15 protein-coding genes, 1 tRNA gene and 1 rRNA gene are annotated in these 23,671 nt (G+C 44.1%); 8 read left to right on the top strand and 9 right to left on the bottom strand.

Annotated elements, in window-relative coordinates:
- Nucleotides 1-70, bottom strand: a 16S ribosomal RNA gene (locus tag Q1A86_RS15655); the annotation flags it as partial.
- Nucleotides 71-900: 830 nt separating this feature from the next.
- On the opposite strand from Q1A86_RS15655, the gene Q1A86_RS15660 reads away from it, so the two are divergent.
- Entirely contained in the window at nucleotides 901-1,479 is a 579-nt protein-coding gene (locus tag Q1A86_RS15660; RefSeq protein ID WP_299808332.1) for a DUF4124 domain-containing protein, read from the top strand.
- Nucleotides 1,480-1,571: 92 nt separating this feature from the next.
- Here Q1A86_RS15660 and Q1A86_RS15665 read toward each other — a convergent pair whose 3' ends face one another.
- The 4 genes from Q1A86_RS15665 to rluD all read right to left on the bottom strand — a co-directional run bounded on the left by Q1A86_RS15665 (nucleotide 1,572) and on the right by rluD (nucleotide 6,684).
- Nucleotides 1,572-1,898 carry a hypothetical protein gene (locus tag Q1A86_RS15665; RefSeq protein WP_299808335.1) on the bottom strand — a complete coding sequence of 109 codons (327 nt, stop codon included), beginning with the start codon at nucleotides 1,896-1,898 and terminating at the stop codon, nucleotides 1,572-1,574.
- Nucleotides 1,899-2,167: 269 nt separating this feature from the next.
- Complete coding sequence (gene clpB / locus Q1A86_RS15670; RefSeq protein WP_299808338.1) at nucleotides 2,168-4,741, bottom strand: ATP-dependent chaperone ClpB; 2,574 nt, start codon at nucleotides 4,739-4,741, stop codon at nucleotides 2,168-2,170.
- 225 nt (nucleotides 4,742-4,966) lie between these two features.
- Nucleotides 4,967-5,713: a peptidoglycan editing factor PgeF gene (gene pgeF / locus Q1A86_RS15675; RefSeq protein ID WP_299808341.1), complete on the bottom strand. Its 747-nt coding sequence runs from the start codon at nucleotides 5,711-5,713 to the stop codon at nucleotides 4,967-4,969.
- A complete protein-coding gene (gene rluD, locus Q1A86_RS15680; protein WP_299808344.1) occupies nucleotides 5,713-6,684 on the bottom strand; it encodes a 23S rRNA pseudouridine(1911/1915/1917) synthase RluD in 972 nt (323 codons plus the stop codon). Before rluD ends, pgeF begins: the two co-directional genes overlap by 1 nt.
- Before the next feature lie 122 nt (nucleotides 6,685-6,806).
- On the opposite strand from rluD, the gene Q1A86_RS15685 reads away from it, so the two are divergent.
- Nucleotides 6,807-7,568: an outer membrane protein assembly factor BamD gene (locus tag Q1A86_RS15685; RefSeq protein ID WP_299808347.1), complete on the top strand. Its 762-nt coding sequence runs from the start codon at nucleotides 6,807-6,809 to the stop codon at nucleotides 7,566-7,568.
- A 342-nt stretch (nucleotides 7,569-7,910) separates the two neighbouring features.
- Here Q1A86_RS15685 and Q1A86_RS15690 read toward each other — a convergent pair whose 3' ends face one another.
- Complete coding sequence (locus Q1A86_RS15690; protein ID WP_299808350.1) at nucleotides 7,911-10,094, bottom strand: MMPL family transporter; 2,184 nt, start codon at nucleotides 10,092-10,094, stop codon at nucleotides 7,911-7,913.
- Between the two features lie 309 nt (nucleotides 10,095-10,403).
- Here Q1A86_RS15690 and Q1A86_RS15695 point away from each other — a divergent pair.
- Nucleotides 10,404-10,479: transfer RNA gene (locus Q1A86_RS15695), tRNA-Phe, on the top strand.
- Between the two features lie 192 nt (nucleotides 10,480-10,671).
- Here the strand turns inward: Q1A86_RS15695 and Q1A86_RS15700 are convergent.
- Nucleotides 10,672-12,534 carry a methyl-accepting chemotaxis protein gene (locus Q1A86_RS15700; RefSeq protein ID WP_299808353.1) on the bottom strand — a complete coding sequence of 621 codons (1,863 nt, stop codon included), beginning with the start codon at nucleotides 12,532-12,534 and terminating at the stop codon, nucleotides 10,672-10,674.
- A 239-nt stretch (nucleotides 12,535-12,773) separates the two neighbouring features.
- On the opposite strand from Q1A86_RS15700, the gene Q1A86_RS15705 reads away from it, so the two are divergent.
- The 4 genes from Q1A86_RS15705 (at nucleotide 12,774) to Q1A86_RS15720 (ending at nucleotide 16,008) form a co-directional block, all read left to right on the top strand.
- Nucleotides 12,774-13,721, top strand: coding sequence for an ornithine cyclodeaminase family protein (locus tag Q1A86_RS15705; RefSeq protein WP_299808356.1), 948 nt, complete (start codon nucleotides 12,774-12,776; stop codon nucleotides 13,719-13,721).
- Between the two features lie 256 nt (nucleotides 13,722-13,977).
- The gene (locus Q1A86_RS15710; protein WP_299808561.1) at nucleotides 13,978-14,538 is read left to right on the top strand and encodes an RNA polymerase sigma factor; all 561 of its coding nucleotides are present in this window, start codon (nucleotides 13,978-13,980) and stop codon (nucleotides 14,536-14,538) included.
- Nucleotides 14,531-15,064, top strand: a complete 534-nt coding sequence (locus tag Q1A86_RS15715) for a hypothetical protein (protein WP_299808359.1) — start codon at nucleotides 14,531-14,533, stop codon at nucleotides 15,062-15,064. Before Q1A86_RS15710 ends, Q1A86_RS15715 begins: the two co-directional genes overlap by 8 nt.
- 2 nt (nucleotides 15,065-15,066) lie before the next feature.
- Nucleotides 15,067-16,008: a DUF4097 family beta strand repeat-containing protein gene (locus Q1A86_RS15720; RefSeq protein ID WP_299808362.1), complete on the top strand. Its 942-nt coding sequence runs from the start codon at nucleotides 15,067-15,069 to the stop codon at nucleotides 16,006-16,008.
- A 131-nt stretch (nucleotides 16,009-16,139) separates the two neighbouring features.
- Here the strand turns inward: Q1A86_RS15720 and Q1A86_RS15725 are convergent, their stop codons facing one another.
- Nucleotides 16,140-17,042: a LysR family transcriptional regulator gene (locus Q1A86_RS15725; protein ID WP_299808365.1), complete on the bottom strand. Its 903-nt coding sequence runs from the start codon at nucleotides 17,040-17,042 to the stop codon at nucleotides 16,140-16,142.
- Nucleotides 17,043-17,480: 438 nt separating this feature from the next.
- Here Q1A86_RS15725 and Q1A86_RS15730 point away from each other — a divergent pair, with 438 nt between their 5' ends.
- Nucleotides 17,481-22,436 carry a S8 family serine peptidase gene (locus Q1A86_RS15730; RefSeq protein WP_299808368.1) on the top strand — a complete coding sequence of 1,652 codons (4,956 nt, stop codon included), beginning with the start codon at nucleotides 17,481-17,483 and terminating at the stop codon, nucleotides 22,434-22,436.
- 93 nt (nucleotides 22,437-22,529) lie between these two features.
- On the opposite strand, the gene Q1A86_RS15735 is transcribed toward Q1A86_RS15730, so the two are convergent.
- Nucleotides 22,530-23,450 (bottom strand): LysR family transcriptional regulator, encoded by a 921-nt coding sequence (locus tag Q1A86_RS15735; protein ID WP_299808371.1) that lies wholly within the window; start codon nucleotides 23,448-23,450, stop codon nucleotides 22,530-22,532.
- Nucleotides 23,451-23,671: the final 221 nt, after the last annotated feature.

Genomic DNA, 23,671 nt, shown 5'->3' on the forward strand with positions numbered 1-23,671 from the left:
ACCGCTCGACTTGCATGTGTTAGGCCTGCCGCCAGCGTTCAATCTGAGCCATGATCAAACTCTTCAATTAAAGTTTTGTTGTTTCACTCGGTTAAGAGCAAAACGGCTCAACGAATTCTGTATTTCATAAATTATCTTTGATTTTACTTTCTATAAGAAAGTGAAGACCAAAGTTGCTATGAACACTCATTCATTAAGTAATTTTTGATTACATCAAAGATGTAATTTCGAATAACTTAATCTCTGTGAGTGTCCACACAGATTTGCTTGTCATATTGTTAAAGAGCGTTGCCTGCTTGACGTTCTTACGAATCGTTCCAAGTGGCTAGGGGTGCGTATTCTACACTTCCCGTTGTTGGCGTCAAGCGCTTATTTTAAGAAGCCTTTCAAGCGATGATTTCTTAACCACTCTCGTGAAAAAAATCAAAATTCGAAGCCCTTAAAGCGGTTGTCACCTGAGATTATTTTCCTAGGAAGTTAATCTCTCACCTCTTTGTTAAAAGAGATACTGAGTCAGCTGCAAGTCCCATACTACCTAACTTTTGCTAAGCGCCAATGGCCTGCTATGCCGTGTCAGTGGATGCGCATTATAGGGATGTGAAACCAAAGCGCAAGAGGCTTTTTCAATAAAATCCTAATAACTTAACTAAGCGGATACTAATTCTTCATTATGCGTTTTTATCCAGCGAAAACTCCTATGTTACGGTCATTATGAGCAAGCTGTTGTCCTTACCTACGGTTATTTCTAAGGAGTTTTTACTAGCAATTAAAGTTTAAACACTTAACTAGCCGCTTTCTCTTCTTTCTTATAGCTTACTTATACCCTTGCTATATCACTCTTACCATCTATCTAAGTTAGTGCAATTACGGTGTTGGCATTCAGAATGTATTCAAGCTAGCATGGAGTTTGTTTTAGTTGACCACTACAAATTTGACTTAATTGAAGTCAGTTCATTTTTAACTATGGATAGAGAAATGATTAAAACAATAAAAATTGGCTACGCTAAACTTCCGCTCCCCACCTACACAGCTGCTTTAGCTAGCACATTTCTGCTATTGGCCTTGTCACCCTCGTTAGCCCAAGCCAACGTAATCTATACCTGGGTAGATGATAATGGGGTTACTCACTATAGTCAGCAACCTCCAGAACAAGGTCAAACGCCAGCGAATACTGACAAGTTATATAGTGAAGACCTTAAGCCTAAACCAATTGGCACTGTCGCTCCTTCAGCTCCCATTGTTAAAAATCAAGCTCAAACAGATTTAGAGAAAAAGGCGGCAGCCATTAATCAGGCAGATTCGGAGCAAGCAAAACATATCTGTAATAATGCCCGCCACAGCCTCAACGTACTCACAACCCATTCAAAACTAAACCAGAAAAATAAACAGACTGGCGAAATGATCGCAATGACGGAAGAACAAAGGCAGGCTTCTATATCGGAACAAAAAGAGAGAATTAAACTATTTTGCACAAAGTAGTCTTTGAATAAAATTCTATACTAAAGTTTTACCCTCTCAATTGTTGAAACAAAAACAGACTCATGCGAGTCTGTTTTTTATCCGGCCTACAGCTATTTTTTAGCTTGGAGATTATACATAGAACGTGGAACACCATCTTCACAAGCCTTTTGACCCGCCGACCAGCCGTCATCAAATCGTTGTAGACCATCTAAAGCTGTATCTTTCTTTATTGAGTCATATAACTCTGTCTGCTTTTTCGCTGTCACATAAGCATTTTTACAGCCGCGGTAGTAACCATAGTGATAGAGACTCTCATACTCCTTATTCCCTTCACCAATATAAGGCCCTGACACCTGCTCTTTTTCATAATTCGAACTTGAAGAACAGCCAATCACAGTCAGTGACGCTAATGCGATAATGGCTAATTGTTTTTTCATGATGTTCCGCTCCATGTCCATTCCAAGTTTAGAAATACATTAATCAACGCTAACTTTGAGTATCGTGCATTACTCAAATATTACCAACCTGACTAATATCAACCTCTATAAGTTAACTATCGAAAACAAATATATTTAGTTTAATTAATCACCACCAGCTCCCAATATACATTAAGATTGCTTAGTTTTTGTGATTTATTTTTCACACAAAAAAGGCTTCAACCGAGATTGAAGCCTTTCTACTAAACACCTAATGCTTAGGTTCTAACTTATTGGCTAAATACTAAGATGTCGTTTGCAACTGAAACCTTAATATCCTTACCAGGCAACAGTTGCCCGCTGAGGATCTGCTGCGCCAACGGGTTTTCAACTTCTTGCTGTAGTGCTCTCTTAAGTGGTCTTGCACCATAGACTGGATCAAAACCCGCTCGTGCGATCAATGCCAGTGCATCATCAGTCACTTCAAGCCCGTAGTCTTTCTCGGCAAGGCGCTTCTTAAGCCCTTCAATCTGGATCTCAGCAATATAAGCGATGTTCTGTTCATCTAACGGATGGAACACAACGGCCTCATCGATACGGTTTAAAAACTCAGGCCTGAAGTTTTGTGTCACCACCTGCATGACATCAGACTTCATCTCTTCGTAACTTTGATTTCCAAAGCCCAATTGGATGAGATCTGAACCTAAATTCGAGGTCATGATCACCACAGTATTTCTAAAGTCTACCGTGCGACCTTGACCATCGGTTAGTCGTCCATCATCTAATACCTGCAGTAAGATATTAAATACATCTGGATGCGCTTTTTCTACTTCATCAAGTAGGATCACCGAATAAGGTTTACGCCTCACAGCTTCTGTTAAGTACCCGCCTTCTTCATAGCCGACATACCCAGGAGGGGCACCGACTAAACGCGATACTGAATGCTTTTCCATAAACTCTGACATATCGATCCGCACAAGCGCCGATTCAGTATCGAACAAGAACTTAGCAAGCGACTTACATAACTCAGTCTTACCCACACCAGTTGGGCCTAAGAATAAGAACGAACCAATTGGACGGTTAGGGTCCGCAAGGCCCGCACGACTTCGACGAATTGCATTCGATACCGAGTTTACCGCTTCGTTTTGGCCAATAACCCGTTCATGCAGCGCATCTTCCATCTTAAGCAATTTGTCACGCTCACCTTCAAGCATCTTAGAAACAGGGATCCCCGTCGCTTTTGATAAGACTTCAGCGATTTCTACGTCGGTAACCTTGTTACGTAGTAGTGTCATATCCTGCATTTCGGCTTGCGCCGCTAAATCTAGTTGCTTTTCAAGTTCCGGAATACGCCCGTACTGCAGCTCTGACATACGGGTTAAGTCACCCGCGCGTCTAGCGACTTCAAGATCCATACGCGCTTGTTCTAGATCGGCCTTAATATGCTGAGTGCCAGCTAATGCCGCTTTTTCTGTATGCCAAATCTCATTGAGTTCCGCCGCTTTGGCTTCAACATCTTTAAGCTCTGCACGCAATGTGTCTAAACGGCGTAAGCTGGCTTCATCCGCTTCTTTACTCAACGCTTGCTCTTCAAGCTTTAATTGAATAGCACGCCGCTCTAATCTATCTAAAGATTCTGGTTTTGAATCAATCTGAATTCGAATACTCGATGCCGCCTCGTCAATCAGATCGATGGCCTTATCGGGCAATTTACGATCTGAGATATAACGGTGCGACATACTTGCCGCAGCAACAATGGCTGGATCGGTAATTTCTACATGATGATGCAGTTCATAGCGCTCTTTCAGACCACGCAAAATTGCAATGGTATCTTCTACACTCGGCTCATCTACCAGCACTTTCTGAAAACGACGTTCGAGGGCAGCATCTTTTTCAATGTACTGACGATACTCATCCAATGTTGTTGCACCCACGCAGTGTAGATCACCACGTGCTAGAGCTGGCTTTAACATATTACCCGCATCCATCGCCCCATCGGACTTACCCGCACCGACCATAGTATGCAGCTCATCAATAAAGAGGATAACTTGCCCTTCCTCTTGAGATAACTCATTGAGCACCGCTTTTAAACGTTCCTCAAATTCACCGCGATACTTAGCACCAGCCACTAGAGCGCCCATGTCCAATGACAATACACGCTTATTCTTAATGCCTTCGGGAACTTCGTTATTAATGATCCGCTGAGCCAAACCTTCAACAATCGCCGTTTTACCCACACCAGGTTCACCAATAAGTACCGGGTTGTTCTTACTGCGACGCTGCAATACTTGAATGGTACGGCGAATTTCATCGTCACGACCAATAACAGGATCTAGCTTACCCTGTTCTGCACGCTCGGTGAGATCGACGGTAAACTTCTTCAGTGCTTGGCGCTGATCTTCCGCATTGGGATCATCCACGTTTTGACCATTACGCACTTGGTCAATTGTCGACTCCATTAACTCCTTAGTCGCACCCGATTGTTTAAGCGCTTGCGCTAAAGGATCATTGCCCTCTAATGCCGCCAATACAAACAGCTCACTAGAGATAAACTTGTCTTTGCGTTTCTGCGCCAATTTATCGCACAAATTAAGCAAACGAATAAGCGCTTGAGATAACTGCACATCACCGCCAGTACCTTCTACTTGCGGCTTTTGTTCAAGATCTTGACTCAGCAAAGAGCGCAAGGTACTTACTTGGATCCCTGCTTGTGTAAGTAGAGGATGGATAGAACCACCATCTTGATTCAGTAATGCCATCATTAGATGTGATGGTTCAATAAATTGATGATCTCGGCCTAGTGCCAATGACTGAGCATCCGAGATGGCAATCTGGAATTTATTGGTCATACGATCGAGTCGCATAAATCCTCCGATAACTCAAAAAATGGTAAATAAAAGGCAATGGGCATTGCTTATCAGCTTCGAGAAACCGAATTGGGTAGCATTAATATCGCCATATAAACGATATAAATCCATTCGCACTTCTATTCACATAAGAAAAGGTGACTCTGCTATAGGTACAGAATCTTTGTTACTTAAAAGATGGGGTCTATTTGAACAAAATCAAGTCAAAGCTAAGTAATAAAGTTAACGATTAAGCCAAATAAATGATGCCATGCGGCCAGTAATGCCTTCGCGGCGATAAGAAAAAAATGAATCAGTGTCAGAAACTGTGCAGCGTGGATCGCTATGAATGCGCTTCAAGCCCAATAACGACAGCCTAAACCTGGCTAATCCATGGATATCAGCCATAAACTTTTGTTCCCCTTGCGCATTGACATGAGGAGAGAAAAACTGCGTTGTTTGCGGGTGTTTGGCTTCAAATTGCGCTTTGACTTCAGCGCCGATTTCAAATGCCGTTGGACCTATAGCAGGGCCAAGATAAGCAATAATCTCTGCTGGCTTATGACTAAATTTATCAACTGCAACTTCGATGATACCGTCACATAAACCACGCCATCCGGCATGTACAGCCGCGACTTCGGTGCCATTTTCATCACACAGTAATACCGGCAAACAATCTGCAGTCATCACCACACACACTTGCTGGTGACTTCGAGTGTAGCTGCCGTCGGCATGATGAACTTGTGAGTTATCGGCATCGACAACGTCGACACTGTGAATTTGCTCGAGCCAAGCAGGCTTTGCAGGAAGATTAAGCTTCTCAGCTATGAGTTGACGGTTAGCTAAGACTTTTTGAGGGTCATCGCCAACATGCAGCCCAAGATTAAGGCTGGCAAAAGGTGGCAAACTGCAGCCACCTTCTCGAGTAGAAAAAGCTAAGTTTACCCCTGGTGGGATAAACCAAGCTTGATTTTCTATTTTACTTGCCATTAAAACGCTGACGGGTTTTCTTCAGTGTCTTTACGTAGCGCTCTAGTCAGCTTAACCATATCCTCTGGGATAGGTGCTTGCCAGCTCATGATTTCACAAGTAAATGGATGCGCTAACTCAAGTCTTATCGCGTGCAATGCTTGACGCTTGAATCCCATGTAGGTTTCAAAGAAGTCCGGTGCCGCGCCTTTTGGCGGACGTGGACGACCAGCATAAACTGGGTCACCAACTAATACATGGCCAATATGTGCCATATGCACACGAATTTGGTGAGTACGGCCAGATTCCAAACGCAGTCTTAGGCGAGTATGTGCTCTAAACTTTTCCGCTACGCGGTAGTGTGTCATCGCAGGCTTACCATTATGGACAACTGCCATATGGGTACGCTTAGTCGGATGACGATCGATTGGCTCATCAACTGTACCACCGGCAATAATAGTGCCTGTGACAATCGCTTCGTACTCACGAGTAATATCTCTAGCCTGCAACGCCGCCACTAAATGAGTCTGAGCTTCAACAGTCTTAGCCACCACCATCAAACCTGTGGTGTCTTTATCCAAACGGTGAACAATACCTGCACGAGGTACCAATTCAATACCAGGGCAATGATGCAATAACGCATTCATCAAGGTACCGTTTTGGTTACCCGCTCCAGGGTGAACCACTAGGCCAGCTTGCTTGTTGATCACCAAAATATGGTCATCTTCATACACGATATCTAAATCAATCGCTTCAGCTTCAGCTTTAGTTTCTTCTTCCAGAGTGGCGTTTACGGTTACAACCTGACCTTCTAGCACCTTAGTTCTAGGCTTGTCAGAAACCTCGCCATCAATAAAGACTGAACCTGATAAAATCCACTCTTTAATACGTGTGCGCGAGTAATCCGGGAACAAATCGGCCAGAGTCTGGTCCAATCTTTGCCCGGTTTGTGTTGCTGTGATCTCGCTTTTTAGATTAATCTCTTGTGTCATATGAACCGTACCCACTTTTCTGGGTCCAAAAATGTTTACTATCTGTTACAATCGGATTGTTTCTATTTTATCGTGAAATGGAAAAATTCTTAACAATAACTTTAAAAGAATCGAATTCAAGTATGCATAAAATTGCCAAAAGTGTCGCTGTAGTCCTAATCACACTTGCAGCTACGGCCTGTAGTAGTAAACAGGGCGAAGACCCTGCGATGACAAAGAGCTCTCCTGAAGTGCTCTATTCTCAAGCAAGAACCTCTATGGAACTAGGTAATTACAGCAAAGCTGTCCGCTCTCTAGAAGCCTTGGATTCACGCTTCCCATTTGGTCCACATAAGACTCAAGTTCAACTTGACCTTATTTATGCCTATTACAAACTTGACGATCCAGCGTCAGGTATTGCGAATATCGATCGCTTTATTCGCTTAAACCCAACTCATAAAGATATTGATTATGTTTATTACATGCGCGGCCTAGTCAATATGCAGTCTGACCGGTACCTATTTCACGATATGCTAAATATCGATCGTTCTGACCGCGATCCAAAGGCTGCGCAAGATGCATTCAACGATTTCGATAGACTTATTAAGTCTTATCCAAACAGTAAGTATGCAGCAGATGCACAAAAACGCATGCAGCACCTAAAAAATAGACTGGCACTTTACTCGATCAAGGTAGCCGAATACTACATAAAAATGAATGCATGGAGTGCTGCAGCGATCCGCGCACAGTCAGTTTTAGAGACCTACCCAGGCACACCGTCAACTGAAAAAGCATTAGAAATCATGTCTACTGCTTACGGTGAACTTGGCCAAGAAAAGCTTAAAGATCATGTACTCATGGTAATGAAGGCTAACTATCCTAATAACAAATTAGTGGCTAAATAATCCATTAATTCAGCATATTTGATGATAAATAAAGGCCTCTTTTTGAGGCCTTTATTTTTTATTCCATTTTCGACTAATCTCGTTAAAGCCTGCTATCGATACCTGATTTACTTAGTCACAAGTTAAACTTTATCTCTCTTTTAAAAGCCTTGAAGAGATCAAATGTCATTATAAATAGCTTTTATCCCTATCAGTATAAGATGTTGCTCTACTCAGAGTGTTTTTAGCATACAAATTCAAGGTGAATACCTGAGGGGATAGTAATTCTCTGGTGATGCTGTTCAACTCAAAAATAGTCAGCCCAGAATGGCGACCCAATCTTTATACTGATTGGTATTAATCTTAACTACTTCCTTTTTCTTTAAGCCTCTTTGACAAAATCCAATATCGATACAGCACAGGCAACATCAACACATCGAATCCCCAAGCAAAAATCACCACTAAACAAGATAGTAAGCTCAAGTGAACGATAGGAGCGAATGACGATAACAAACCAATTGAGAACCCTAGAGCGAGAGTTAGGGTAGTAAAACTTATTACTGGCAAAACCTTGTGCAGACTCAGCCATATCGAACGCTCACTTAACGTTTGGCTATCAGGCAGTTTCAGCATCAAGTGCAAAGTATCATCGACGATAATTCCCAGCATCATGCCTAACACCACCGCAGTCCCTAAACTAATGAAGCCGCCATTGAGCTGCCAAAGAGCAAATACCCATAGCAAAGGCAAAAAGTTTAGCAATAACCCCATAAACCCAAAGATCATTGCCCCCTTCAATACACACAGTAAAATTGCTAACACAATCAGCGCCACTGCAAATGACAGCAGCATATTATTAGCATTTTCCACGCTAAGATGGGCAAACATTAAGTTACTGGCAATGGGAAGGCTCACCTTAACCGCTGTAGAATGTTCTGCAATCCAGTCACCTACCTTTTGCTCGAAGGCTATCAACTCCATCGCTGTCATCGGCTGCAAATAGAGTGTCACTAAACTCGATCGCTTATCGGCCGACAGTTCACTCGCGAGCCCTAATTCTGCAACAGAGTTATTGGCCAAGATCTGTTTAAATTGATTCTGGCCCACACCTGCACTCTTAATCCAATCACCGATATGCTGAACCTTGATCACCTCAGGCTGCCGCTTTAAGAAACGACTCAATTTATAGATATAACTAATCTCGACCTTAGCAAGCTGCGTATTGCTGGTACTAGTTACTACATAATGCTGTAAATTAATCCCCGAAAAATATTGCGTCATTTTCTCGCTAGAGAGGCTAAAGGGATTTGACGATTCAAAGTAACTCAATGGGTCATCATTTAACGTCAGCTTTGACACACTAACCAGCGAAAAGGCACTTATCAGCACTATGCCCGTCATAACAGCAATAGGTTGTCTGGCATTCCACTTAGCAATAGCTACCACCACAGAAAAGTCTAGCCCTTTTCTCACAGAGGGCTTCGAATGGCGAGCGAAAAAGAGCAAAGTCGTTAGGGTCAGTAGATAATTACAAAGCACCGCAAAAGCCACCAACAAACCAAAACTTTGGATGGGAGGCGACGGGCTAAACATAAGCAGGCTAAAACCAAATATCGTGGTGATGCTAGAGTAAAAGAGTGGCGCCAGATTAATCTTAACCGCATGGCGCAAAGCCTGTTCATGAGTTTGACCACGATTAATCTCAGTGCGCCAACCAAAGTACAGGTGAGACGCATATGCCAAGCCAAGAGTCACTATAATCACAGGAGCAAAAGCCGTAATAGCCGTCAGAGTCAGATTTAGCCAAGCGGCAAGGCCCATGCTTAAAACCAAGGAAATGCCGCTGTTGATACAGAGCGCGAAAATCCACAGTTTTTGCCTTATAAACAGCGCAGCCATTAGTAAGATAATGCCTAACAATCCCGGAGCAAACCAACTCAGATCATGGCTAAGCACCCTCGCATATTGCCAATTAAGCGCGTGGGTACCATTGAGATAAGTGTTTACATTTAGCGGCAGCCAATAGTCACGACTCTCGCTATCGACTCTTTGCAATACATCATCTAACCAGAGACTCTGAGTTTTAAAGTCTTGGATCCTGTGACTTCTCAGCTGCAACTGCAGCAAGATCCCGTGTCCGTTTGCCGACAGCACCGAAGCCAGCCGGGGGTGGGTTTTATAAGTGAGTATCTTATCTGCTTTGGCCGTGCCCTGTACAAACTGGTTATAGCCCTGAATACTCGCAATATCTTGATTGGCTTTAAGCTTATCAGTGAAGTTAATTAACTGGGCTTGTGGCTCCTTATCACGCCAATCTTGTTGAGTTTCCAGCAAGAGCCAAAGCTGATCATGACGTTCAAACTTTTCCATCATACTGTTAAACGTAATAAATCGCGGATCCGAAGGTGCGAAGTAATCACTAAAGTCCACATCGAGATTGAGCCGATGAAACCCCATCACAGAGAACAGTAACGAGGCAGCGATAACTATAAACATGATTATTGGATATCGCTGAATATGCCAGATGGCGCGCACTTGGTAACCCAATCCATCTCTCCCCGTATTTCAATGAGTAATATTTCGCAATGAGTAATGTTTAGCAATGAGTAATGTTTAGCAATGAGTAATGGTTAGCAATGAATGGTATTTAGCAGTGAGTTCCCATAAAGCCTAGCAAAGCCGCCTCCCGCATTCACTCTAACGACGGCGGACTAATATCTAATAAACCATTACTTTACGATTATTGCTCACTTATAAAGCTAAGTGCCTAATTATTCAACGTACGAGCAAAAAAACTCACTTATTTTCAGAAATGGGTTGACTCAAAACCGTAAAAACCTTTTAATAGCGCTCGTTGCCCGAATAGCTCAGTCGGTAGAGCAGAGGATTGAAAATCCTCGTGTCCCTGGTTCGATTCCGGGTTCGGGCACCAATATTCAGTTTAGGTGTTGCAACAGCTAAACCAGCGATAAGGCAAATTAAGACCTTAAATCGCTAAACTAAACCTCGCGCTGCGAGGTTTTTTTATGCCTGTAATTTAACTATTTTAATTCAATCCACATAAAAAAGCCCCGAGACGACTCGAGGCTTAATAGAGGCTGATATTAAAAGTTAAGCAGTGAAGCTAGACTTTAAACTTACTCACCGCATCTTGTAGGTATTCGGCACGCTCACGCACCTCGTCGGTCGCACAGGAGTTCTGAGTAGCGACCTCCGCAGTCTCTTGAGCTATATCACGGATCACCACCACATTTTGGTTCACCTCTGCGGCCACCATACTTTGCTCTTCAATCGCCGCAGCGATTTGAGTACTCATGTCCATAATATTGGTCACGTCACCGTTGATCTGTTCAAGCAGTGTTCCAGCTGATGCAGCCTGCTCAGCACTCTCGTTGCCCTGCTCACTACTCGATTGCATCAACTCAACAATTGAGTGAGTACGCGACTGTAGAGTCTGAATAATCGCTGCGATCTCTTCAGTCGACTCTTGGGTTCTCATCGCAAGACTACGCACCTCATCGGCAACAACAGCGAAACCTCTTCCTTGCTCTCCCGCCCTTGCAGCCTCAATAGCAGCATTTAGTGCCAGTAAATTAGTTTGCTCTGCAATACCACGGATCACATCGAGTACACTGCCTATGGTTTCACTGTCTTTTTCAAGATCGCTAACAACAGCTGCAGATTCGTTGATTTGCTGTGCCAGTAATTCAATTTTTTCAATTGTTTGCTGCACACCAACTTGACCAGTCTGAGCATTATCATGGGTCGTGCTGGCTTTGTTTGCTGCAAGTTCTGTGTTCTTGGCAATTTCATCGATCGTCGCCCCCATCTCAGTAATCGCCGTCGCCACCATATCGGTTTCATTAAGCTGATTCTCAGCGCCTTGTGAGGCCCGGGCAACATTGGCAGAAAGCTCTTGGCAAGAGTGATTCATCGTCTCAACGGACTGCGTCACCTGATGGATAAGCTGCTGAAAGCTTTCAACCATGCTATTGAAGTGTTTTGCGATTTGACCCAGTTCATCATCGCTACTGGCATCACAACGCATCGAAAGATCTTTGTTTTTCTCGATATGAGTGATCACATCGGTAATGCGTTTCACTGGCTCTATGATGCTACGAATAATCATCAAAGTCGTCACAGCTAAAGCAAGAGCGATCAACACGGCAATAGTAAGACCAAAAATAAATGCCGAACTTTCTTTATCGCTAATGGCATTCACGGCTAAAGATTCAAGTTGATTTAACGCACTGTCGGTATTGCCGACCGCTTGGCGTAATTTTCCTCGCTCGCCTTCAGAAATACTCAAACCAAGTTGTTTCTCTTTCTCTACTAAGGCTTTGAAATCATCATTATATTGTTGAATATTATTCAACACCTGCTGCTTAGCTTGCCCCCCCAACTGAGACTCGTTAGCCGTATCAATAAAGGTTTCGAGATTTTTATCAAACTTTGCCACATAACTTTCACTTCGCCTGAGCATAAAGTCTTTCTCTGCGCGCCTAAGTTGTAGCATCTGCACCATCAACTGTGGTTCATCATATTGCCCAACTAAGCTTTCTACTTGATGTACAGCGCTTCGTAAGGTGCCATATAAACCCGTTTTAGGAGTGAGACCTATCTGCTTATTTAGGCTAACGACATTACTAAAGGCGGATTCATAACGGCCGAGCTCTTGACTAAACAGGCTTAAACTCTCGGTGGGGATCTCATATTTTTCAAACACAGCAGTCAACTTAACTACCGTCTCTTTAGCTTCTCGGTTGTCAGACCTATGCAACTCAACATATTTAAGCTCTTTTCTTGCTAGAAAGTCCTTTTCATCTTTACGTAACGTTAAAACTTCATTCTTAAGCCCGGCAATATCTTGTGAAGCTTGTGCTAATTCCGTTTGCACTTGACTAAAATAAACTTGAAGGCCAAACATGGCGGCTAGCGCCGTGATGGACACTCCTGCACTTAACAGTAATTTGTAACGAATTAGCATTTTACATCTCTTTTCTTATCGATTTATTTCCCTTAGAAAACACTTTTTGCACTCTCCTTAGGCTGTCATTTATCTCTATCGGCCAATATAGCAGTACATTTAGCTACAAAATGGAACAAAAACAGCAAACAATAACTAACATTCTAATTATTAAGTTGAAATATAATTCACCAGCTAAAAGTTCATTGACTCAAACAACGCCCACAAATAGTATAAAATATACTTAAATGGAGGTTTTCATGTTAGTCATTAATGCAGAATCAGTTCATCAGTCACTTAATTTTCCCGATCTAATCAATGCTCTCGATGAGACATTTTCTCGCCCAGCAGGCATGCCACAACGCCAAGTGTTTAGCCTAGATGAGTCTGGTGCACATAATGATGCTTTTGCCGTTTTACCTTCATGGAATGAAAAAGCTATCGCAGTAAAAGCCTTCACTTACTTTCCTGGCAACCCAAAAAAAGACCCTACTCTTGCTAGCCTATACTCAAAAATATTAGTCTTTAGCCGAGAAACCGGTGAGCCACAGGCCCTAGTCGATGGCACCAGTGTCACCTTCTGGCGCACTGCAGCTATCTCGGCATTGGGAAGCCGTTACTTGTCACGTGAAGACTCAAGCAAGCTGCTTGTTTGCGGCACGGGTAACTTAGCTTCCTTTATGGCGCTTGCTCATGCCAGCGTGCGCCCTATTACCCAAATCACCATTTGGGGACGCAATGAAGAGAAAGCCCGCGCTACGATTGAGCTTATCCGTAATAAGCGTCCAGATATTGAAGTCTTGCTATGTACAGATCTCGAGCAAAGCGTGCGTGAAGCTGATGTCATTAGCTGCGCAACCGGCTCACCCACCCCTCTATTCCCTGGTGATTGGGTACAAGCGGGTACTCACACTGATTTTGTCGGCAACCATAATCACGATAGACGCGAATGTGATACTCAACTCATCACCAAATCATCGGTTTTTGTCGACTCTAAAATCAATGTGTTTGCTGAAGCTGGCGAATTACTCCTGCCTATCGAAGAGGGCGTGTTCTCTCTTGATGAGGTGAAAGGAGAGCTGGGGCAGCTATGTACAGCTCAAATTAAAGGCCGCACCAGCAATGATGAAATCACCATCTTCAAGACAGTGGGGACTGCACTTGCCGATCTTGTTGGTGCCCAGCTTGTGTTTTCAAAACTAAGTTAACCATGCCTAAAAGGCTGTTAAAGCCGTCGTAAAATAGTAAAAAGGAGCCGTTCGTGCTCCTTTTTTAATACTTTTTCTCAAATACATTTTTCAAACTTTCGCTATGTTGATTAACCAATATCAGCAACAAAAAACAGATATTCTTCGCTCAGCAAAAAATAATTTTGGTTGCATTTAAACCTTTTTATCTGTTGGCTATGTCTTATTAGTATCTAAAGCCCACAAGGAAAGTTGAGTGACGGCACAAATACGGGTAATGGAGCCAAGGCCGCTTCTAGAACCTGAACTTATCGATAAGGCAAAGCTAGGTGATAAGTCCGCTTTTAAGCAGCTCTATCAGCTACACCACCAGCGCGTCTATGCACTTTGCTTAAGGATCACCGGTCAGGTATCACTGGCCGAGGAAGCCACTCAAGACTGCTTTGTCAGGCTTTGGCAAAAGCTGCCGCAGTTTCGTGGTGATAGCCAGTTCACCACTTGGTTACACACGCTGAGTGTCAATCAAGCGCTGTCTAGCCTTAAGAATCATCGCTCATTTTGGTCACGATTTGTCAGTAGTGATACCGACATTGAAAGTGTTAGCGATGAGTATGAAGACTTGGATAAGATTTTACTCAAGTTACCAGAACGCGCTCGGATCGTTTTCGTCTTGCATGCGCTCGAGGGCTATAAACACGAAGAAGTTGGGCAGCTGATGGGCATAGCCGCTGGGACAAGTAAAGCCCAATACCACAGGGCACAAAAGTTACTTGAGGCACTCATTGACCAACGCCAAATAGATAATGGCCAGACAAATAAAGGAGGCCGTAATGAATGAAGCTAAGGCTAAGCTCACCCAGTTAATTAATCAGGCGCCTAAAGAGATCCAACCACAGAAAGATCTTTGGAGTGATATTGAAAAACAACTCGATAAGCCCGAGTTTAAACAGACTAAGCCTGAACATCAAAAAAGTAGCCAATGGATACGACTCGCCGTTGCCAGTCTGGTACTGCTCACAGGCCTTGTTGGTATGAATCTTTGGCAACAGAACGCAGCATCGATAGCGACAGACTCCCCCCTGCTAGCCACGCTATCAGAGATAAAGCAGCAGCATCAACTCCAAGTACAGCAATTAAGTCACCAGCAACACCTTACCAACTGGCAAACCAGCGAGTTAGGTTTACCGCTTGAGAAAGGCATCGAACAACTTAGAAAAGCCGCGGAGCAGATCTATCAAGCCCTGCAGCAAACCCCGAACGACAAGGAACTTTGGCAGCTATGGCTGTGGACTCAACACAAAGAGATCGAGCTATTACAGCAAGGGCAGAAGCTGCCTGTTAACCCATCACCTCAAGGAGCTTAAATATGAAACTCTCATTCATTAGTACACTCATGGCAAGTACGCTTTTTTTAAGCAATATAGTTATTGCGGGCGAAGCTATCGAACAACAGCAGACCGTTCAAGGCAATCCGTTAGTTAAAGTCAAAGTGCAACGCGGGAGTGTTACCTTTAAGTCTTGGGATAAGAATGAGATAGCGGTAAAGGGAACCCTTGACGACCTCAGCGAAGGCTTCACCTTTTCAGTCAAAGGTAACAATGTCACCATTGAGGACAACCTGCCCCGTCAATACAGTGGTAATAACACTGAGGGCTCAGAGTTAGTCATCACTCTTCCTCGCAAGCTTAACCTTGAAGCAGAGGGCGTATCGGCAAACTACAGCTTAGATAGCCTAACGGGCACACTAGAGATCAGTTCAGTCAGTGGCAATATCAAAGCTAATGCCCTAAGCGACAAAACCATGCTTCAGACTGTGTCTGGCGATATCTCTACTCGTAGTCTTACAGGTAAGAGTAAGCTACAAACGGTTTCAGGTGACATCAAAGATACCCAAAGCTCAGGCATATTAAGCTATCAGATGGTGAGTGGTGAGCTGACTGCTGATACTCAGGCGACCAAGGTAGCAATTGAATCAGTTTCAGGGGATGTGACTATTGCGCTAGCGAGTGTTGATACACTATCAGTCAAGACAGTCAGTGGGGATTCAGAACTCTCGCTCAACTCCTTATTAAGCCGCGCTAAGCTCGGCAGCGTCAGTGGCGATATCGAGGTTAAGTTTCTCGGTGATACCGATGTCAGCTTCAATATTAATGGCGGCCCTAGCGGTAAGATCAGCAACAAGTTAACCAGCGACAAAGTCACTAAAGAGAAGTACTCACCGCAAAGCTACCTAAAATTTCAAACGGGCGATGGCCGCGCGGAGCTCAAGGCTTCAACCATTAGTGGTAAAATTGAGTTATTGAAGTAAGTTATTAATACAATTACAGCTTCTATAGAGGTCAGCTCCGCTTTATCATGCCAAACAACAAAGGCTGCAAAGCACTATGACTTGCAGCCTTTATGTTATCTTTAAAGCCGTGCCATAAAAGTTACTTCCGCCTAACAACCAGCGGTTCCAATAAAGGAGACAAACTCCTTTGCTGCAGGTGTTAAAGCACGAGACTTTAAATACACCGCGCCATAATCCACTTTAATATTAGGCATATCTTTGACGTTTAATAACACTAAACGCCCAGCTTTTAGCTCGTCCTCAATAGTCACTTCAGGCAAAAGGCCTATCATATCACTGTTATAAAGTAGCAATCGTATAGATTGAAACATCTCAAATCGTAGTAGACCGGAGAAAGCCTGCCGGCTTGAGTCAAATAGATCACCAAATTGATTTTCTATTTCATGGGTGGTGGCGCGAGGTAAGGCTATTGGGAAATCTTTTAATCTGGGCGTATAGAGGTTTGCTTCTCTAACAAGTGGATGCTCAGGCCTACAACAAAACACACCATGAGAGTGACAATAGTTAATCACCTCTAGGTCATCTCGTTTGTCGAAGCCTGTGACTTTAGTTTCAGAAACAAACAGGTCCAACTCCCCTCTTAAAAGCAATTCACTTAACTCACTAACGTCTCTTGTTCGTAACTCAACACTTACCGACGGAGAGTGTCTTGAAAACTCACTAAGGATCTCACTCAATATATTACTTGAAGCTAGCGTTCCGCCGCCAATAACAAGCTTACCGCTTGATTTACCGCTATTAACTCTAATATCAGATTCAAGCAGATGTACACCAGTTAGTATCTTATCACTATGCTTTAAGACTAAGTCCCCATGAAAGGTTAACTTGACATGGCGTGAGTCGCGAGTAAATAACTGCACTCCTAGGTTCTGCTCCATCTTCTGAATACTGCGTGTCAAAGAGGGTTGAGTAATGGCTAACTTATCCGCAGCGACACTGAAGCTCTTACATTGAGCCAGCGCCACAAAGTGTTTTATATGCCTTAACTCCATATGCTCATCCAACAAAAATTCGTTAATCTAGATAAAATCAAACTCGTCATTAGCCTCAGCTAACAAACAAGATAATACCAGTTGAAGGTTAACCCTCGATTAAGCCAACTCAACCCCGCTCCCCTAACAAACTATTCCAGATATTACTCCAACTCAAGCTTTGCACCGCGAAGGTGTGACAACTTGTATCAATTGTAACCATGCCCAAGTTAATCCATTAAAACTGCATAAAACATCTATATTTCAATACCACAAACTCGATCTCGATTCGTCTTTTGGAACCACTAGTAAAGATAACTCACCAAAAAATTGAACATATTCACCATAAAAAAAACTGAAATACCTATCAGCTATCGCTGCATTCATTCTGCCTATTGGCCACAAATGCAACATTCAGATAACAATCTTATTGCACAACTACAACCAAAAGGCAGAACAATGAAAATAAAAAAAATAAGTCTGATGACCCTAGCGGCGATTTATGCCGCAAGTGCAGGGGCGGCGGCCAGCTCAAGCACTGATGACAATATACGGAGTATCGAGATAACTGATGCGATACTTAAATATAATGAGGATATTAAAAATCGTAAGCAGCGTAATGGCAGTATCGACACAACTAGAAACAACAAGGGCAAAAACGTTCATCGCGCCATAGCAACATCGACAGATAGTAAGGTTCCGTTTCAATACCAAGCCGGACTAACCGGTGAACAAACCTACATTGTGGAGCTAAGCGATAAACCCGTCTCCCTATACCGCGGTGGGACAGCACATTACCAAGCAACCTCTCCCACGATGAATAATGTGCCTGTCATGCTCAATGCCAGATCACATAATAAGTTGGATGTACACAGCAATGCAGTTAAGAGCTACAGTCACTACCTCACCGAAAAGCAAGACTCTGTTTTAGCCTTAATATCCGGGCAGGCAGAACTCAAAAACAGCTATACCTTAGCCTTTAACGGTATGGCCGTAAAAATGACACAAGAGCAAGCAGCAAGACTCGCTCAAGAGCCTGGCGTACGTAATGTTAGTCTAGAGAAACGCTATGAACTTCATAGTGATACAGGGCCAAAGCATATCGCAGCAGATGGGCTATGGACGGGCTCTGCTGCGGATGATAAATACAAAGGTGAAGGTATCGTTATCGGCGTCCTAGATACCGGTATTAATAGCGATCACCCCTCCTTTGCGCCAGTAGCTGGCGACGGCTACATCCATCAAATGCCAGCACGTTATAACCACTATTTAGGCGATTGTGAGAAAGCCGAGTTTGCTAGTATGTGTAACGACAAGCTTATCGGCATTCGTTCCTATGAAAGTATCACCGACAGTTACATGGATGGCGCATTCCAGCCCGAGCAACCCTCTTGGAATATTACCGATCCTAAGCGACCACAAAATGGTGAAGACTACAATGGTCATGGCTCTCACACAGCTTCAACCGCAGCGGGTAATGAGCTGTTTAATGTTGACCATGTCCTAGCAACGCCTGGTGAAACAGGAGATGGCGTCCCAACCGGCTTGCAGTTTGAACACATTTCAGGGGTGGCACCAAGAGCAAATATCATCATGTACCAAGTCTGTTATCCAGGTGATGGTAGCTATGGTGATGGTTATGGCGGCTGCCCTGGTTCAGCACTACTTGCAGGTATTGAAGATGCGGTTGCCGATGGTGTTGACGTAATTAACTACTCGATAGGTAGCACCTTTGGTACTTTCCCGTGGGACGACCCTATGGAGCTTGGTTTTCTTGCAGCTCGTGAAGCAGGGATTTCAGTTTCCGCATCGGCAGGGAACTCCTATGCTCCTCAGTATGCTAACCAAGCACGTGGCGCAATTGATCACTTCTCTCCTTGGTTAACCTCTGTCGCTGCCAGTACACACGGGCGAGAGATTAGCGTTGAAGGCAAGATGATTACAGCTGCTACAGGGGGGGACCAGCCTCTTGCAGATCTTGAAGGCGCGGGGATCTCAGGGGAATATACAGGTCCAGTGATAGAAGCCAAAGCCTACGGCAGCGAATATGAAAAGTGTAACGATCCTTTCCCTGAAGGTTTCTTCGACGCCGATCCACAAGGCACACCTTTCTCAACAGCCCCAATCGTTGTTTGTAAGCGTGGTGATATCCCCCGTGTGACTAAGGCGACTAATGTCCAATCCGGTGGCGCAGGAGGCTTTATTCTCTGGAATGCTAGTTACTCAGATCCCGTTCATAACGACCCTTATGCAATCCCAGGTATTAACATAAATAACAGTAATTACAATGGTAACTATGCTAACGGTTATTTTGGACTGCAAGATTGGCTAGCCTCAGGAACCGATCACTCGTTAACGATTACAGCTTCTGAAGTGTTCCTAAGCCAAGGTAGTGCTGACTATGTGGCCGATTTCTCATCACGCGGCCCCAACCTAGAAGCTCCCGATGTCATGTCACCCAACGTAGCAGCACCCGGAGTCGATGTTTATGCCGCATGGGCCGATGAAATGCCCTTTAGCATGTATGGTATGCCAGCCGATTATGCAGCCATCAGCGGTACCTCGATGGCAGCGCCACATGTTGCCGGGGCAATGGCATTGCTGAGCCAATCACATCCTGATTGGACACCAGCTCAGATCCAGTCCGCTTTAATGACTACCGCCTCACTAGAAGGAGTAACCCGTTCACGTGATGGTTACCCATTCGATCCTGTAGATGCTGGTCATAGTGATGCTGGTAGCGGTGTTATCAATGTTTCACGAGCTAATCAAGCTGGATTATTACTCAATGAAACCACTGAAAATTACCGCGCGGCTAACCCGAATAATGGCGGAAATATCCATACACTCAATCTCCCCTACTTCTACCATGATAGCTGCTCAGGGACCTGTAGTTGGATACGTACTGTTACCGCAACCCAAGATGGTACTTGGAGCGTGGATGCCAACCCATTTGAAATCGACGGCGCCCCGATGTTAGAGCTCGAAGTTTCACCAAAGCAATTTACTCTGCAGGCTGGCAAGTCCCAGACTATCAGCTTAAAAGCAAAGGTGTTGCAAGTTGAAGCTATTGGAGCTAACTCCTCAGTCATTCAACTATCAGGGGCTGTATCCTTGACACCGAGCAATACTGCCTTACCTAATCAGCATCTTCCTGTCGGTGTGCGTTATAGCGGCGATAACCTACCCTCTGAGATTTCAGGCATTATCCATAGAGAGCAAGGGCACACCTTAACGCCAATGCTTAATACAGCAGAGATCCAGTCATTTAATTCGAAAGTGTTCGGCCTTAATAAAGGTGAGCGACACGATGCAGAACTTCAACGTGCCGAAGTCAGAATGTACTCAGACGGTTTCACACGCCAAGAGATCGAGGATGGTGGCGCTAAAGTCATATTTTTCGACGTGCCAGAAGGCACAAAACGTGTCGTTTGGGAGGTGATTTCAGCGCCTAAACATGCCTATACCTCAATTGACTTAGGTATGGATATAAATGGCGACGAAGAAATTCAATGGCTAGATGAAGCTCTATGTTATTCATGGACCGATAATGGTGACTTCTGTGCTATCAACGACCCAGTTCCTGGCCGATACTGGGCCATTGCCGCAAACTGGAAGTTTGACTATGAGGATGAAAAAAATCTTGCCGATGAGTTTGCACTCAGTTTAGGCATAGTTGGAGGAGAAGATGATGGCAATCTTAGTGCTGAAGGTCCTGCAACTAACGATGGCTTAACTCCCTATCAAGTAAAGCTCAACTATAACCTCCCTGGGGCTGTTGAAGGCGATACCTACTATGGTGTGGTCGCTATGGGCAGTGACGAGTACAACGCCACAAACTTGGGTGACTTTGCCGTTAAGCTGCAACACTTTGGCACAGATACAGAAATTAACGCCTCACAAACGGCTGCAAAAGAGGGGGATATTGTCGACTTTGTGGTTGAGTTAGCGCCAAACTTACTGGCAGGAGAAAGGGAGTTTAGCTTAAATGCGAGTTTAAGTGATGGCATTCAATTGATCACAGACTCAGTCAGTGTAGGTGGTGTAGGTAACTACACAGATGGACTAATGGTTGAAGGCAATCAAATTAGCGTTAATGCCACTCAGCCTTCATCAAGTGACATGCCGCGCCATTATGTGTTTACGACTAATCTTACCGATGCCACCTGTAAGGTACCTTATGGTGACGATGAAACCTTCTATGATCTACCTATGCAGGGTTTCAATCATATGGGAATTTCAGGTCGGTCAAATCAAACAGTATTAATCCCACTGAGTGAGAGCGGCTTACCCCATGTACCGCTTTATGGTAATCCAGAAGTGTTTGGTCAAGATGTTCTCGCTATTTCGCCCTTTGGTTATGTACAGTTTGATCCAATGCCTGATTTCTGGAATATGAACCTGCCGTTCAATGACAGTTTCCAAACCTTCCCAGATACCATGGTCGCCCCTCTATGGCGCGGTGATGTGAGAATGCCTGAGCCAACATTAAACTGGGAGACTTTCCGCTATGAGCATGTAGTTTATGGTGCCATTACAGATAAGCACTTTATTTTCCAGTGGGATGGTGGTGAAGAGTGGAGCGCGTTCTTGAGCGGTAACTCGAATCCAGATCCAGATGCCAAGTTCAATGTTCAAACCATTATTGCAACCGATATCAGCTTCGATGCTGAAACTCCTGAGATTATTTTTGCATACAAGACACTAGAGTCTAGCAACGATCACCTCGGCTCTATCGGTTTGCACGGATATTGGGGCGAACGCGCAAGTATGGGTCCTGCTTTTGGATGGCTTAACGACGGATTTGCCTACAAAGATGTAAACGAAAAAGTATCGGCTGGAACAGTTGTCTGCGCCGACTACCGTGGTCCAGAGCAGACTGCTGTATCACTTAAATTCTCTGCTCGCGTATCGGCTAACGCTATAGGTAACGAAAACTCACTGATAGTAGAAAGCCAATATGCAGACTCAGAGTTACTCACTATTACCCATACCTTGGCAGCACCAAGTAATATTACACTAGCGCCTATAGCTGATATGACAATGGAGGAAAACACCAGCTTAGAAGGGCTTAGCGTTATTTACAACGATGTGAAAGGCACAGCAAACGGTATGATAGTAAGCGGCGATAATATCACTGCGGCCATCACTGGAGAGCAATTCTCAATCACCCCAGATGCCGACTGGCATGGCACCACAGAAGTGACCGTTACCGTCCATGATATGGCTTACCCATCGGATCAAGCTTCAACCCGCTTTATGCTGACAGTGAACTCTGATGGAGTAGACCCCACTCCACCAGCAGAAGAGTCACCAGATGAGCAACCAGAGTCTGATTCAAGCGGTGGTAGCTTAGGCTTCTTAGGTCTTGCACTACTAGGTTTGATTGCAGCTGGTCGCAGAAAGCGCAACTAAGTTCTCCCTATAAAATCAAAAACTAAGAAAACATCAACAGGGCCCTAACGGGCCCTTTTTTCGACAAGTCTAATTATGAATATTAACCCAAGGCTAATCAAAAAACGGGTTAGCTTGCTTGTTTACCTGCCCATTTCCATTCTCAAGCATCAGCTGCAAGAAACGCTTAGCTGCCACACTCACTTGGCTTCTAAGCATCACCACACTAAAACACACATCCAACTGTGGCATATCTACCGGTTTAAAGATATGCAGCTCATCTGTCACCGCTTCATCCAATAATGCCACCTTAGGTGTCAGTGCTAGCATCTGTGAATGTTGCATTGCCGCTTTAATCGGTGGGAAAGCGTCATAATTTAAAAGCCCAGCAAAATCACTTCGATATTCAAAAAACAGATCGCCAAACATATCAGCAACGCCTGCGGGTAAATTCCTAGGGATAGCTATTGGGTATTGGCGAATATCCTCTAAACTCAAGCTATCACGCTGTGCAAGGGGATGATCTTTTCTGGCACAGAAAACGGCGTTATAGGTGGGTAAATTAAAACATTGAACTAAGGCTTCGTGGCCTATCTCCTCTCCTCTGACATCTGTCACCAGTAGAGATAATTTTCCCTGAAGCAATTTGACTAAGTTAGCCTGCCAAGTGCCCTCTTCCAATTCAACATGCACATCTGGAAAGCGATCGATAAAACGACCTATGGCAGGCCCAAGTATGGTGTTTGCAGGAACCGGGCTAGTGCCTATAGCAAGGTGACCACTGCTTTTACCCTGTAAATATTGCAACTCTTTACGCAAGGTATCAACACCTTGAATAATGCTTTCGCTATGATTGAGTACCAGCTCTCCCGATGCAGTCAACGACATTGCTTGATGACCTCGGATCAACAACTCAGTGCCCAATAACCCCTCTAGCCGCTGAATACTGCGACTCAAAGAAGGCTGCGCCAAGTTCAACCTCTGCGCCGCCTTTTGGTAGTTCCCCTCTCTAGCTAACACTGTAAAGTTTTTCAAATGCCTAAATTCAATCAAGACTCACCCAAAGGCCTGTAATTAACATGACGACAACATACTGGTGTTAAAAATAATCAACAAGTAAGCCGCTGTTACAACTTGTATCCACCAGCATTTAAATCCTGTTGAGAAATAGACAAGCCAAGCCCTTACTACACAAGCGGTAAGTACCTTTAGCTAGGGTGAGCATATACAACAAGCGTATCGAGGTATACGCATTA

Origin of the sequence: uncultured Shewanella sp., assembly GCF_947497935.1 — a bacterium.
GTDB lineage: Bacteria > Pseudomonadota > Gammaproteobacteria > Enterobacterales > Shewanellaceae > Shewanella.

Bases quoted from the DNA above. Each gene is read 5' to 3' on its own strand.
- Q1A86_RS15660 (WP_299808332.1), top strand. From the start codon at position 901: ATGGAGTTTGTTTTAGTTGACCACTACAAATTTGACTTAATTGAAGTC.
- Q1A86_RS15665 (WP_299808335.1), bottom strand. From the start codon at position 1,898: ATGAAAAAACAATTAGCCATTATCGCATTAGCGTCACTGACTGTGATT.
- clpB (WP_299808338.1), bottom strand. From the start codon at position 4,741: ATGCGACTCGATCGTATGACCAATAAATTCCAGATTGCCATCTCGGAT.
- pgeF (WP_299808341.1), bottom strand. From the start codon at position 5,713: ATGGCAAGTAAAATAGAAAATCAAGCTTGGTTTATCCCACCAGGGGTA.
- rluD (WP_299808344.1), bottom strand. From the start codon at position 6,684: ATGACACAAGAGATTAATCTAAAAAGCGAGATCACAGCAACACAAACC.
- Q1A86_RS15685 (WP_299808347.1), top strand. From the start codon at position 6,807: ATGCATAAAATTGCCAAAAGTGTCGCTGTAGTCCTAATCACACTTGCA.
- Q1A86_RS15700 (WP_299808353.1), bottom strand. From the start codon at position 12,534: ATGCTAATTCGTTACAAATTACTGTTAAGTGCAGGAGTGTCCATCACG.
- Q1A86_RS15705 (WP_299808356.1), top strand. From the start codon at position 12,774: ATGTTAGTCATTAATGCAGAATCAGTTCATCAGTCACTTAATTTTCCC.
- Q1A86_RS15710 (WP_299808561.1), top strand. From the start codon at position 13,978: ATGGAGCCAAGGCCGCTTCTAGAACCTGAACTTATCGATAAGGCAAAG.
- Q1A86_RS15715 (WP_299808359.1), top strand. From the start codon at position 14,531: ATGAATGAAGCTAAGGCTAAGCTCACCCAGTTAATTAATCAGGCGCCT.
- Q1A86_RS15720 (WP_299808362.1), top strand. From the start codon at position 15,067: ATGAAACTCTCATTCATTAGTACACTCATGGCAAGTACGCTTTTTTTA.
- Q1A86_RS15725 (WP_299808365.1), bottom strand. From the start codon at position 17,042: ATGGAGTTAAGGCATATAAAACACTTTGTGGCGCTGGCTCAATGTAAG.
- Q1A86_RS15730 (WP_299808368.1), top strand. From the start codon at position 17,481: ATGAAAATAAAAAAAATAAGTCTGATGACCCTAGCGGCGATTTATGCC.